The organism is Salinicoccus hispanicus, from assembly GCF_009831115.1.
GTDB classification, from domain to species: Bacteria; Bacillota; Bacilli; order Staphylococcales; family Salinicoccaceae; genus Salinicoccus; species Salinicoccus hispanicus.
The window spans coordinates 24,515-37,347 of record NZ_WUUK01000004.1 but is presented as its reverse complement, the minus strand read 5'-3'; the positions used below and the strand labels follow the sequence as shown (position 1 = coordinate 37,347).

Here is a 12,833-nt window from a genome sequence, read left to right as displayed (position 1 = left end):
CTCCACTAATTAGACGTCAAGATTCTGAACGTATAACGCGTTTTCTTCTATAAAGTTTCTTCTATGCTCGACAATATCGCCCATCAGCATTTCGAATGTCTGGTCTGCGTCCACAGCATCATCCAGTGTGACCTGCATGAGCGTTCTGAATTCCGGATCCATCGTTGTTTCCCACAGCTGGTCTGCGTTCATCTCGCCAAGACCCTTGTATCGGGACAATGAGATTTTAGGTGTTTCATTAAGCTCTTTCCTGAGTGTTTCAAGTTCTCTGTCATCAAATACATAGTATTTGTTCTTGCCCTGCTCGACCTTATAGAGTGGTGGCTGTGCGATATACACATAGCCCGCTTCCAGGAGCGGCTTCATGAATCGGTAGAAGAATGTCAGCAGCAATGTACGGATGTGCGCACCATCCACATCGGCATCGGTCATGATGACGATCTTATGGTAGCGGGCCTTGGACAGGTCGAATTCTTCGCCGATGCCTGTACCGAGTGCTGTGATCATCGAACGGATCTCGTTATTGTTGAGGATCTTATCGAGTCTTGCCTTCTCCACGTTGAGGATCTTGCCTCGGAGCGGGAGAATCGCCTGGGTAGTGGAATTACGTCCGGATTTGGCAGAGCCGCCTGCGGAATCCCCCTCGACGATGAACAGCTCACTTTTTGCCGGATCCTTGCTTGAACAGTCGGCGAGCTTACCTGGCAGACTGGATATTTCAAGTGCAGATTTCCTGCGCGTCATCTCACGGGCCTTTTTGGCTGCGACTCTTGCGCGCTGGGCAGTAAGTCCTTTTTCGACGATGATTCTTGCTGCCGTCGGATTCTCGAGAAGGAACCGGTCGAATCCTTCAGTGAACAGCTGGTCTGTGATGAGTCTTGCTTCCGAGTTGCCGAACTTCGTCTTTGTCTGACCCTCAAACTGAGGGTCAGTATGCTTGATGGAGATGACCGCGGTCATGCCTTCACGCACATCTTCACCGCTCAGACGGTCTTCATTCTCCTTGATGATGCGGTTTTTCACACCATAGGCATTGATGACTTTCGTCAATGCACGCTTGAAGCCATCCTCATGCGTCCCGCCTTCATACGTGTGGATGTTGTTTGCGTAGGAAAGCAGCGTGGAATTGTAGCCGTTATGGTACTGCAGCGCAATCTCCACTTCCACATCATCCTTCTCGCTGTGCATGTAGATCACTTCTTCATGCAGAACGTCACGTGTCTCGTTCATCTGCTCGACATAGGATTTGATTCCGCCTTCGTAATAGTACTCGAAAGATTCATCCTCTTCGCCACGTTCATCGATCAGAGTGATTTCAAGTCCCTTATTGAGGAAAGCGAGTTCTTTGATGCGTTTCTGCAGTATTTCGGTATCGTATGACGTCGTTTCGGTGAATATTTCGTCATCTGCCTTGAAACGGATGACAGTACCAGTCTTATCGGTATCATCGATAACCTTGAGATCGAAATCAGGTACACCTCTCGTGTAGCTCTGATGATGGACCTTGCCGTTAAGATGGACATAGACTTCGAGTGTTTCACTCAGCGCATTGACGACGGAGGAACCGACACCATGGAGTCCACCGGACACTTTATATCCGCCACCGCCGAATTTACCACCGGCATGGAGTACAGTCAGAATGACTTCGACTGCCGGACGTCCCATCTTCTCCTGGATATCCACCGGGATTCCGCGGCCGTTGTCAGTCACTTTGACCCAATTGTCTTCTTCGATCGTCACAGTGATGCGATCGGCGTGGCCTGCCATCGCTTCATCGATGCTGTTGTCCACAATTTCCCACACAAGGTGGTGCAGTCCTTTTGAAGCTGTGGAGCCGATATACATCCCTGGACGTTTGCGGACTGCTTCCAGCCCCTCCAGTACTTGAATCTGACCTGCACCATACTGTTCCATATTTTTTTCAGCCATATTATCACCTTCCATTATACTTTCACATTGCCTTCTTCTATGCCGAATACCTGCATTTCATCCATGATTGCGTGATTGATATCACTGATTGATGTCGTTGTGACAAAGGTCTGCACCCTGTTGCGGATCGAGGTCAGCAGATGCGACTGCCTTGTCTCATCCAGCTCGCTCAATACATCGTCCAGAAGCAGTATCGGATACTCACCGACCTCTTCATTGATCAGTTCAAGTTCCGCCAGCTTTACAGAAAGTGCCGTCGTTCTCTGCTGTCCCTGGGAACCGTACGTCTGGACATCATAGTCATTGATGTGGAACGAAATATCATCCCTGTGGGGACCAATCAGCGCCTGGCCTCTTTCAATCTCCCGTTCGAGCGTCTCATCGAGCAGCAGTTTCAGCTCCTGTTCAAGCATCTCCACATCTGTCGCTTCGTATCTGACATTCGGCCTGTATCTGACCGACAGGATCTCCTGGCCATTCGATATGTCACCATGGATTTTCCGGGCATACTTCTCGATGGTATCTACGAACTGCTGCCTCTTTAAAATAATTAAACTTGCATAATATGCAAGTTGTTCATTCAATACATCGATCATGACCCGATCGACATTCCTCTGTTTTAAATAGTTGTTTTTCTGGGCAAGCACCTTCTGGTAGCCGCTCAGCATACTGATGTATACCTTTGAAATCTGTCCGCATTCCATATTGATGAATTTGCGTCTGATCTGGGGAGAGCCTTTGACGATATTAAGATCCTCCGGTGCAAACAGCACCACATTCAGATGTCCGATATACTGGCTCAGCTTCGATACTTCCATATGATTGACTTTCGCACGCTTCCCTTTTCCGCTGACACTGAGGGACAGGGGGAGGGTACTGTAGGCAGTCGTAATATTACCATTGACGTATGCTTCATCCTGACCGAACCGGATGAGTTCCTTGTCCTTTGAGGTGCGATGGCTCTTGGCCAGGGCGAGGAAGTAGATCGACTCCAGAAGATTCGTCTTGCCCTGGGCATTCCTGCCGATGAAGATATTGAGCTTTGGATGGAATTCAAGGTCCAGTGTTCCATAATTTCTGAAATCTCCAAGATGTACTCGATTCAGAATCATTTGGAATATTCTATCCTGAACTGGCCGAATTCTCCCAGATCCAATACGTCGTCTTCATGCAGCTTCTTTCCTCTGCGGTTTTCAGGCTCCCCATTCAGAAGTACTTCATTCTCCTGAAGGAACCACTTGGCTTCTCCGCCGCTCCCTATGATGCCTTCGTGCTTCAGAAATTTTCCTAGTGTAATCAGTTCGTCGAACCGGATACTTTCCATGCACTCATCCTCCTTAATCTCACTTATACATTATACTACATTTTTCAATAAATTTCATCCTGGAAGCCCAAATAAAGCCCTAGGAGCGTTTTGGGGTATAAATAAGGGTTTCCCCCTGAAAATGAAAAAGCGACTGAGAACCCCTTTTTCTAAATTTCTAGGGCTCAGTCGCAGTTTTAACTGAAATTCTAATATGTGCGGATCGGAAGGATCAGCTGGACGACCGCATCCGATTCAGCCGCCTTCAATGTAAATGGACGCATGGTGCCGAAGAACTCGATTGTCACTTCGTCATCATTGATCGCCTTCAGCGCATCCATCATGTATCTGGAGTTGAAGGAGATCTTCAGGTTTTCACCCTCAACATTGCCGGTACTGATATCCTCATGTACCGTACCGACTTCAGGGGAATTGGAGGACAGGGCGACGTTGCCGTCATCCACACTCATACGGATGACGTTGTTGCCGCCTTCTCTCGCCAATAGGGATACGCGATCGATGGCATGATAGAATTCGCCGTTGTTCACAGTAACCTTCGTTTCGTAGTTCTCCGGGAACAGGCGGGATGTATCCGGATAGTTGCCTTCAAGTAATCTGGAAATGAAACGCATGTTGCCATAGCTGATCAGCACCTGGTTTTGTGAAAAATGGATTTCCACTTCATCATCGGAATCGTTGATGATCTTGTTGAGTTCATTCAATGATTTTCCTGGGATGATTGCATGCATACTGTCCATGCCGAACTGGTCACCTTCAAGTCTTCTCAAAGCCAGTCTATGGGAATCTGTTGCCGTGAACTGGATGCCTTTATCATCGAACTGCCAGTTTACACCTGTCAGTACAGGCCGTGTTTCTGAAAGTGATACTGCAAAATTGGTCTGATTGATGATTGTTTTCAGAACTGCAGATGGCAGGATGATACTTTCCTCATCATTTACTTCAGGCAGCAGTGGATACTGGTCAGGATCATTGCCGCTCAGATTGAATTCCGATTGGGAAGCTGTGATCTTGGTCTGGAATGCATCATTGGTTTCAAGCTGTACAAAGTTGCCGGAAAGCTTCTTGATGATATCCACAAAGAATCGACCGGATAGTACAACGGTACCTGTTTCACTGATTTCGAGTATTTCTTCATTATTAATTTCAGTTGGTATGGTGATTTCAATTGAAATTTCAGAATCACTGCCGGTAAGAAGCAGATGATCTTCTTTTACTTCCAGTTTTATGCCATTAAGAATCGGTAGAGTTGTTCTTGGTGAAATTGCTTTAAGACAGTGATTCAGCTGTTCGATGAAGTACTGACGGTTAATACTGATTTTCATAAGTTAGCGACTCCTTATTATATATATTAAGTAGTATTTAAAGTAATAATAGTAGTAAGCCCTGTGGATTTGTGGATAAGTCCAATCAAGCCATATTACATGGGTTATCCACATGTGGGTAAGCTGTTTGTTACAGTGTAACATCTATCCACATCATTCACATCTCTAACTGATCCGGTTTTCAACTTCCTCAAGCTCCTGTTTGAAGCGTTCGTCTTCGGTAATCATTTTTGAGATTTTTTCATGAGCATGGATGACGGTCGAGTGGTCCCGGCCGCCAAAAACTTCCCCGATTTTCGGTAGGGAGTAATCTGTAAGTTCACGTGCGAGATACATCGCAATCTGACGCGGGAAAGCGATGGATTTTGTCCGTTTTTTGGATGCAAACGACTCGATCTGTACGTCATAGAAAGAGGCGACTGCTTCTTGTATGTCCGTAATCGTAATCTTCTTGGATTTGGTCTGGGTGACGAGGTCCTTCAGTGCTTCCGAAACCATTTCTGGTGTCAGTGGCTGGTTGACCAGTTTCGAGTACGCTGCAACCCGTGTCAATGCACCTTCCAGCTCACGGATGTTCGTATGGATATGGTTGGCGATATAGATCATCGCTTCGTTTGGAATTTCAACTTTCTCTTCTTCACATTTTTTTCTGAGAATCGCAATACGCGTTTCAAGATCAGGAGGTGTAATATCAGTGATCAGGCCCCATTCGAATCGGGAGCGCAGCCTGTCTTCAAGTGTTGGAATCTCCTTCGGCGTACGGTCGCTTGAAATGACAATCTGCTTATTGTCTTCGTGAAGCGCGTTGAAGGTATGGAAGAATTCCTCCTGTGTCGATTCCTTTCCGGCAAGAAACTGGATATCATCAATCAACAGCACGTCGACATTACGATAGCGGTTCCTGAATTCCTCTGTTTTATTGTCACGGATTGAATTGATGAATTCATTTGTAAACTTTTCACTGGAAAGATAGGCCACTTTGGCATTTGGACGGTGTTCCAATACATAATGTCCAATTGCATGCATCAGATGGGTTTTGCCTAAGCCGACGCCACCATAGATGAAGAGAGGATTATAGGCCTTTGCCGGTGCTTCGGCCACAGCGAGGGATGCGGCATGACTGAAGCGGTTCCCATTGCCTATGACAAATGTTTCAAATGTATTGTTCACATTCAGCTGGCTGTTTACTGGAACTTCAGGTTCCGATTTTGTTTTCTCGGGTGCCTTTGCCGGTACTGCCTCTTCTTCTGTGACAATCCTGATTTCAGGTTTTTCCCCCATGACTTCATAAAGCTGCTCCTGAATCAGTCCGCTATAGTTCTTCTCAAGCCAATCTCTTTGAAACTGGGTATCTGCTTTGATGACAGCCGTGTCATTGTCCAGATGAATCATTGAAGTATCCTGGAACCATGTCTTATAACTGGCATTGGCGATGGTTTCTTTGATTCCCTTCAGTGTATTCTCCCAGATTTCCTTAATACTACTCATACGATTGTCCTCTTTTCCTATTCACATAATCACAGTGTGTGGATAATAATTTCCACAGTGCTGAACAACTGTCCACAGGTTACTCACAATCTGTGGACAAATCTAGTCATCAGGACGGTTTTCCCACAAATTCATACTCAGAAGTATAACGAAAAAAGTGAGTGATATCAACATCTTTGTAAAGATATAAACATTTCAGGGAGTTATCCACATGACATCTATCAACGTGTGTGGAACTGGGGATAAGTAATGCAATAAGCTGTGGAGAAGAGTTATCCACACATTATTTATCCACATTGTGGGTTATCCACAAAACGGATCTTTAAATTCCCGGTGAAAAATGTATTGAAATCTGTTGGCTCATCTGTTATTCTTTAATAGTTACAATTCTAAAAGCTACACACAGGCAATAGGTATCATGGAGGTGTATTTAATATGGTAAAACGTACTTACCAGCCAAATAAACGTAAGCACAGCAAAGTGCACGGTTTTCGTAAAAGAATGAGCACAAAGAACGGACGCAAAGTATTGGCCCGTCGTAGAAGAAAAGGTAGAAAAGTACTTTCAGCCTAATCCCCAAGATCATCTGATATAGGTGATCTTTTTTTGTGCATACAGGCATGCTGTTTTATAAATATCGTGTAATTTTGTATAATGAAATATCATATGTGAGAGAGCGTAATAGCGATGAAAAAGAGATTCAGAATAAAAAAAGAACGTGATTTCCAACTTGTCTTCAAAAAAGGAAAATCCTACGCAAACAGGCAGTTCGTCGTCTATCTGGCTGATCATCCGAAGACCGATCATATGCGCCTTGGCATCAGTGTGTCGAAGCGTCTTGGCAATGCTGTAAAACGCAACAAGATCAAGAGACGGATACGTGTTTTCTTTCAGCATCACCAGGACAGGCTCAAGCCAAGGGAATATGTGGTCATCGCCAGACAGCCGGTCAGCAGCATGGATTACCATCAGATGGAGAAATCATTACTACATGTGCTGAAAATCGCAAAATGCATAAAATGACACGGGAGGCGCCGTCATGGACAGAGTTTACAGGGATGAAACTGTAGATCGTGCAATCGCAAAAGGGCTGGAAGAACTGAAAGTATCAGAAGCGGATGTCAAAATCGACGTTGAGGAAGAGGGCAGGAAAGGACTGCTCGGTTTCGGTAAAAAGGACGCGGCAGTCAGACTGACTGTCATCAATCCCGAACTGAAGCTTTATGACTCGATCGATGCGCTGGCCGCAAGAGATGCACAGAAGACAAAAATAGTCAGGTCCGAAAAACCACTTGAAAATGAAGTGCAGGAACGAACCCCAGCACAGCATAGTACTATGGAAGAAACAGAACCGGCTCCTTCAGATATAAAGGAACAGGAAGATACTGTGGTCCAGGAAGAGGAACCGGTCGAGACGGCAGGAACCGAGATGTCCATCGAGGACGCGGCAGAGGAAACAAGACGCTATATCGACCGGATCATTCGGGACATGAATATCCAAAGAAGCAGTGAAGTGAAGATCAGGCAGAATGAAGTCCACATCGAACTGTCCTCACCCCTGGCAGCCAAGCTGATCGGCAAGCGCGGAGCGACACTCAATGCTTTGCAGGAAGTAGGGCAGCAGTTTTTCAATTCAATCTACAAGAGCTATGGTTCGATCTTGCTGGATGTCGAGAACTATCGGGAAAAGCGTCGTGAGACGCTTGAGCATCTGGCAGTCAACATGGCCAGAAAAGCACAGCGGACGAATGGGGCGGTGCGTCTCGATCCGATGCCTTCAGCGGAACGAAAGATCATGCACCATGCATTGAGCAGAATCGAAGGTATCCAGACCCATTCCGAGGGATCGGAACCGAACCGCTATATCGTAATAGAAAAGAAGTAAAGGAGTATTGCATCATGCAATTAGAAACAATATCCAGCATTTCCACTCCGGTGGGTGAAGGTGCCATCGCAATCGTACGTCTATCGGGCATCGATGCCGTTGAAATTGCAGACCGTCTCTATAAAGGGGCAAAATCTCTGTCATCAGTGGATTCGCATACAATCAACTACGGGCATATCATGGATCCGGATACACAGGAATCTGTGGAAGAAGTCATGGTGGCAATCATGAGGGCCCCCCGCACCTATACGCGTGAGGATATCGTTGAAATCAATTGTCATGGTGGCGTACACACGGTCAACCGGGTACTTCAGCTGACACTGAAGCATGGTGCACGTATGGCGGAACCGGGTGAATTTACAAAACGTGCTTTTCTTAATGGCAGAATCGACCTGTCCCAGGCGGAAGGTGTCATGGATTTCATCAGATCGAAGACGACTGAAGCGTCCAAAGTGGCCAATCAGCAGATGCAGGGCAGGTTGAAGTCCTATGTCGAAGAACTGCGGCAGAGCATCCTCAACATACTGGCCCAGGTGGAAGTGAATATCGACTATCCTGAGTATGATGACGTTGAGGAAGCGACGACTGAATTTCTCCAGGAAGAATCCCGGAAAGTCAAAAAGGAAATCGAGAAGCTGCTGAAAAGCAGCACACAGGGCAGGATTCTGAGAGAAGGGCTGAGCACCGTCATCATCGGCAAACCGAATGTCGGCAAAAGTTCTCTGCTCAACTATCTCATTCAGGATAACAAGGCCATCGTAACGGATGTTGCAGGGACGACACGTGATATTCTGGAAGAGTATGTGAACGTCAACGGCATTCCGCTCAAGCTGATAGATACGGCCGGTATACGCGATACCGACGACATCGTTGAAAAGATAGGTGTCGAGCGCAGCCGTCAGGCTCTGAAGGAAGCCGAACTCATCCTGTATGTCCTGAATAATAATGAAACACTGACAGATGAAGATGTGGAGATTCTCAATTCCATGTCGGATCAGAAGGTCATCAATATTGTAAATAAACTGGATCTGGAAGCAAAACTGGACGTAGAAGACCTGAAATCAAGATATCCGGAAATGCCCATCGTCAAGACGTCCATCATCAACAGTACGGGCGTGGATGAACTCGAGGACAGGATTGCCGCATTGTTCTTCGAAGGTGAAATACAGTCTGTGGATTCCACCTATGTATCGAACAACCGTCATATCCATCTGCTTGAACAGGCAGCGTCATCAATATCTGATGCGATAGAGTCCGCCGAAATGGATATTCCGGTGGATATCATCCAGATCGATCTTGTAAAAACGTGGGAACTGCTCGGAGAAGTGATTGGCGAGGATGTCAGCGAACAGCTGATCGACCAGCTCTTCAGCCAGTTCTGTCTCGGAAAATAAAAAGGAGGATAACTATGGCAAGTAATATGAAATACGATGTTGTTGTCATCGGTGCAGGACATGCCGGCGTTGAAGCGGGACTGGCCTCTGCACGAAAAGGGCTTAGAACGCTCATGCTGACAATCAACCTTGATAATATCGCCTTCATGCCCTGCAACCCTTCCGTAGGGGGGCCTGCAAAAGGCATTGTAGTCCGCGAAGTCGATGCACTCGGCGGAGAGATGGCAAAAGTGATTGATAAGACGCATATACAGATGCGTATGCTCAATACCGGCAAAGGTCCGGCAGTCCGGGCGTTGCGTGCACAGGCGGATAAGGTCCTGTATCAGCAGGAGATGAAGCGTGTGCTTGAAGACGAACCGAACCTGGATATTCTTCAGGGCATGGTGGATGAAATGATCATTGAAGATGACGAAGTCAAAGGTGTCAGAACGAATATTGGCACAGTATATGAAGCGGATGCAGTGATCGTAACGACAGGTACGTTCCTGCGCGGGGAGATCATCCTCGGAGATCTGAAGTACTCCAGCGGACCGAACCATCAGATGCCTTCCGTACCGCTTGCCGACCAGATGAAAGATCTCGGTTTTGATATTGTAAGATTCAAGACAGGAACACCACCGAGAGTCAATTCCGACTCCATCGACTACTCCAAAACTGAAATTCAGCCGGGAGACGATGTTCCGCGTGCATTCAGCTTTGAAACGACGGAATTCATCATGGACCAGCTGCCATGCTGGCTGACCTATACTACCGAGAATACGCATATCATCATCAATGACAACCTGCACCTCTCAGCGATGTATTCCGGCATGATCAAAGGGACAGGGCCACGCTACTGCCCATCCATCGAAGACAAGATCGTCCGTTTTAATGACAAGCCGCGGCACCAGATCTTTCTGGAGCCTGAAGGCCGGGGCACGAAGGAAGTCTACGTACAAGGACTTTCCACGAGTATGCCTGAAAATGTCCAGAGAGAAATGCTTGCTTCAGTTCCAGGCCTTGAAAATGCCAGAATGATGCGTGCCGGCTATGCCATCGAATACGACGCGCTCGTACCGACGCAGCTGTGGCCGACCCTTGAGACGAAGAAGATCAAGAACTTGTACACGGCAGGTCAGATCAATGGGACAAGCGGTTACGAGGAAGCAGCAGGCCAGGGACTCATTGCAGGCATCAATGCAGCAAGCAAGCTGCTCGGAGAAGAGGAGCTGGTACTCAGCCGCTCGGATGCCTATATCGGCGTACTCATCGATGACCTTGTAACAAAAGGCACGAATGAGCCGTATAGACTCCTTACTTCAAGAGCGGAACACCGTCTGCTGCTCCGTCACGATAATGCGGACATGCGTCTGACAGAGATCGGCCATGACATTGGTCTGATCTCCGACACCAGATATGATGCTTTCCAGGTGAAGAAGCAGAACATCGAAAATGAACTTGGACGTCTGAAAGGCATCCGCATCAAACCGAATGAACTTGCCCAGTCCATCATTGCTGAAAAAGGCGGCACAGCACTCAAGGATGGTATTCTTGCCATCGAACTGCTGAGACGCCCGGAGATGGATTATGATTCCATCATGACTATACTGGAAGATGAAACGACGTTGACACAGGAAGAGTATGAACAGGTAGAGATCCAGGTGAAATATGAAGGCTACATCAAAAAGTCGCTTCTGCAGGTCGATAAGGTGAAACGCATGGAGAAGAAGAAGATACCGATGGACATCGACTATGACGTCATCCATTCACTCGCCACAGAAGCGCGTGATAAACTGAAGACGGTCAAGCCGCTTGATATAGCCCAGGCTTCAAGAATATCGGGAGTCAATCCTGCAGACATCTCCATTCTGCTTGTCTATATTGAACAGGGTGACATCAAACGGGTGAATGCATGAGAGAAGGACAGTTTATCGACGCACTGAAGCAAGAGGGCATTGAATTGAATGATGTTCAGATCGGCCAGTTCAGGAAGTATTTCGACCTGCTTGTCGAATGGAATGACAAAGTCAATCTGACAGCAGTAACCGATGAAGCGGACGTCTATCTGAAACACTTCTATGATTCACTGACACCACTGTTCCATGTGGACATCCCGGAAGGTGCAAGCATCTGCGATGTAGGTGCTGGTGCCGGCTTCCCGAGTATCCCAATGAAGATAGTCAGGCCGGATATCAAGGTGACGATAGTGGATTCGCTGAATAAACGCATCATGTTTCTGAACGAACTGGCAGCAGAGCTTGCTCTGGACAAGATCCACCTGGTGCATGACCGTGCCGAAAACTTCGCACAGGGTGCACAGCGTCATATGTTCGATATTGTAACGGCACGTGCAGTAGCCCAGCTGAATGTATTGGCGGAACTCTGTCTGCCACTCGTCAGAACAGGCGGACACTTCATAGTTCTGAAAGGGCGGAAGGGTGTCCAAGAACTTGAAGACAGCCGCTTCGCCCTGGATCTTCTCGGCGGAGAGCTTGAAGACACGCATAACTTTACGCTTCCTGAAGAAGACAGTGAACGCTATATACTGGATATTAAAAAGCGGAGAAAATCACCCGGGAAATATCCGAGAAAAGCGGGTACTCCGAATAAATCTCCATTAAAATAAAAGGCAGGTGTGGCAAGTGAAGAAACCATTTTCAAGACTTTTTGGTCTGATAGATAAAAGTGAAGATCAGCAGGAGAATGTATCATTGCAGCACTTGCCGATGGAAAATATCGTCCCGAATCGTTATCAGCCGCGGACGGAATTCGACCGTGACCGGATCAGGGAACTGGCGGATTCCATTGAGGAGCATGGATTGCTCCAGCCCATCACCGTGCGTCCGATAGAAGAAGGAATGTATGAGATTATTGCAGGAGAGCGTAGATTCAGAGCACTGAAAATGCTCAATCGGGAAGAAGCGGAAGTCATTGTGAAGTATCTGACCGATACAGAATCTGCTGCCATTGCGCTGATAGAGAACATCCAGCGCGAGAACCTCTCCAGCATAGAAGAGGCGAAGGCCTATAAGAAACTGCTCAAGATGGACGGCATCACACAGAAGAACCTGGCCCAGAATCTCGGCAAGAGCCAATCCTTCATTGCCAATAAGCTCCGTCTTCTGAAACTTTCCGACGAAGTGATTGAAGCACTGCAGAAGCAGGAGATTACAGAACGCCATGCCAGATCGCTGCTTAGTCTTGAAGACGAAATGCAGGGTGAAGTCCTTGAGGAGATCAGACGGGAAAAGATGACGGTCAAGGATACGGAGCATGCTGTCAGAAAGAGGCTCAAGCACACCAATGATTCACTTGATTTCAATGATGATGTCTCTTTCGTTCTGAACGATCTCAATCGGGAAGTCGACAAGCTCAAGGATAAAGGATTCAATGTTTCCTACGAGGCGTCCGATGAAGCGGCATTCCATGAAGTGACGATCAAGATATATAAATAGACACTCACTTGTGTGGGTGTTTTTCTTATGTTACAAATGGCGGGCTGACTGATA

12 protein-coding genes are annotated in these 12,833 nt (G+C 47.1%); 7 read left to right on the top strand and 5 right to left on the bottom strand.

Annotated elements, in window-relative coordinates:
* Window positions 1-9: 9 nt before the first annotated feature.
* The 5 genes from gyrB to dnaA all read right to left on the bottom strand — a co-directional run bounded on the left by gyrB (window position 10) and on the right by dnaA (window position 6,063).
* A complete protein-coding gene (gene gyrB, locus GQ671_RS10025; RefSeq protein WP_160656508.1) occupies window positions 10-1,929 on the bottom strand; it encodes a DNA topoisomerase (ATP-hydrolyzing) subunit B in 1,920 nt (639 codons plus the stop codon).
* 14 nt (window positions 1,930-1,943) lie between these two features.
* Entirely contained in the window at window positions 1,944-3,041 is a 1,098-nt protein-coding gene (gene recF, locus GQ671_RS10020; RefSeq protein ID WP_160656505.1) for a DNA replication/repair protein RecF, read from the bottom strand.
* Window positions 3,038-3,253: a S4 domain-containing protein YaaA gene (gene yaaA / locus GQ671_RS10015; RefSeq protein ID WP_160656502.1), complete on the bottom strand. Its 216-nt coding sequence runs from the start codon at window positions 3,251-3,253 to the stop codon at window positions 3,038-3,040. Before yaaA ends, recF begins: the two co-directional genes overlap by 4 nt.
* A 188-nt stretch (window positions 3,254-3,441) precedes the next feature.
* Window positions 3,442-4,575: a DNA polymerase III subunit beta gene (gene dnaN, locus GQ671_RS10010; RefSeq protein ID WP_160656499.1), complete on the bottom strand. Its 1,134-nt coding sequence runs from the start codon at window positions 4,573-4,575 to the stop codon at window positions 3,442-3,444.
* Between the two features lie 165 nt (window positions 4,576-4,740).
* On the bottom strand, window positions 4,741-6,063 hold the full coding sequence (gene dnaA / locus GQ671_RS10005; protein ID WP_160656496.1) for a chromosomal replication initiator protein DnaA: 1,323 nt from the start codon (window positions 6,061-6,063) through the stop codon (window positions 4,741-4,743).
* Window positions 6,064-6,498: 435 nt separating this feature from the next.
* Here dnaA and rpmH point away from each other — a divergent pair, with 435 nt between their 5' ends.
* The 7 genes from rpmH to GQ671_RS09970 all read left to right on the top strand — a co-directional run bounded on the left by rpmH (window position 6,499) and on the right by GQ671_RS09970 (window position 12,779).
* Window positions 6,499-6,636 carry a 50S ribosomal protein L34 gene (gene rpmH, locus GQ671_RS10000; RefSeq protein ID WP_000240855.1) on the top strand — a complete coding sequence of 46 codons (138 nt, stop codon included), beginning with the start codon at window positions 6,499-6,501 and terminating at the stop codon, window positions 6,634-6,636.
* Between the two features lie 114 nt (window positions 6,637-6,750).
* The gene (gene rnpA, locus GQ671_RS09995) at window positions 6,751-7,086 is read left to right on the top strand and encodes a ribonuclease P protein component (protein ID WP_160656493.1); all 336 of its coding nucleotides are present in this window, start codon (window positions 6,751-6,753) and stop codon (window positions 7,084-7,086) included.
* 16 nt (window positions 7,087-7,102) lie between these two features.
* Window positions 7,103-7,948 carry an RNA-binding cell elongation regulator Jag/EloR gene (jag, locus tag GQ671_RS09990; protein WP_160656490.1) on the top strand — a complete coding sequence of 282 codons (846 nt, stop codon included), beginning with the start codon at window positions 7,103-7,105 and terminating at the stop codon, window positions 7,946-7,948.
* Between the two features lie 14 nt (window positions 7,949-7,962).
* Window positions 7,963-9,342 carry a tRNA uridine-5-carboxymethylaminomethyl(34) synthesis GTPase MnmE gene (gene mnmE / locus GQ671_RS09985; RefSeq protein ID WP_160656487.1) on the top strand — a complete coding sequence of 460 codons (1,380 nt, stop codon included), beginning with the start codon at window positions 7,963-7,965 and terminating at the stop codon, window positions 9,340-9,342.
* A 14-nt stretch (window positions 9,343-9,356) separates the two neighbouring features.
* Window positions 9,357-11,240, top strand: a complete 1,884-nt coding sequence (mnmG, locus tag GQ671_RS09980) for a tRNA uridine-5-carboxymethylaminomethyl(34) synthesis enzyme MnmG (protein ID WP_211364910.1) — start codon at window positions 9,357-9,359, stop codon at window positions 11,238-11,240.
* The gene (gene rsmG / locus GQ671_RS09975; protein ID WP_160656484.1) at window positions 11,237-11,950 is read left to right on the top strand and encodes a 16S rRNA (guanine(527)-N(7))-methyltransferase RsmG; all 714 of its coding nucleotides are present in this window, start codon (window positions 11,237-11,239) and stop codon (window positions 11,948-11,950) included. The genes mnmG and rsmG overlap by 4 nt, the downstream gene beginning before the upstream one ends.
* Before the next feature lie 16 nt (window positions 11,951-11,966).
* Window positions 11,967-12,779, top strand: a complete 813-nt coding sequence (locus tag GQ671_RS09970) for a ParB/RepB/Spo0J family partition protein (RefSeq protein WP_160656481.1) — start codon at window positions 11,967-11,969, stop codon at window positions 12,777-12,779.
* Window positions 12,780-12,833: the final 54 nt, after the last annotated feature.

Bases quoted from the DNA above. Each gene is read 5' to 3' on its own strand.
- gyrB (WP_160656508.1), bottom strand. From the start codon at position 1,929: ATGGCTGAAAAAAATATGGAACAGTATGGTGCAGGTCAGATTCAAGTA.
- recF (WP_160656505.1), bottom strand. From the start codon at position 3,041: ATGATTCTGAATCGAGTACATCTTGGAGATTTCAGAAATTATGGAACA.
- yaaA (WP_160656502.1), bottom strand. From the start codon at position 3,253: ATGGAAAGTATCCGGTTCGACGAACTGATTACACTAGGAAAATTTCTG.
- dnaN (WP_160656499.1), bottom strand. From the start codon at position 4,575: ATGAAAATCAGTATTAACCGTCAGTACTTCATCGAACAGCTGAATCAC.
- dnaA (WP_160656496.1), bottom strand. From the start codon at position 6,063: ATGAGTAGTATTAAGGAAATCTGGGAGAATACACTGAAGGGAATCAAA.
- rpmH (WP_000240855.1), top strand. From the start codon at position 6,499: ATGGTAAAACGTACTTACCAGCCAAATAAACGTAAGCACAGCAAAGTG.
- rnpA (WP_160656493.1), top strand. From the start codon at position 6,751: ATGAAAAAGAGATTCAGAATAAAAAAAGAACGTGATTTCCAACTTGTC.
- jag (WP_160656490.1), top strand. From the start codon at position 7,103: ATGGACAGAGTTTACAGGGATGAAACTGTAGATCGTGCAATCGCAAAA.
- mnmE (WP_160656487.1), top strand. From the start codon at position 7,963: ATGCAATTAGAAACAATATCCAGCATTTCCACTCCGGTGGGTGAAGGT.
- mnmG (WP_211364910.1), top strand. From the start codon at position 9,357: ATGGCAAGTAATATGAAATACGATGTTGTTGTCATCGGTGCAGGACAT.
- rsmG (WP_160656484.1), top strand. From the start codon at position 11,237: ATGAGAGAAGGACAGTTTATCGACGCACTGAAGCAAGAGGGCATTGAA.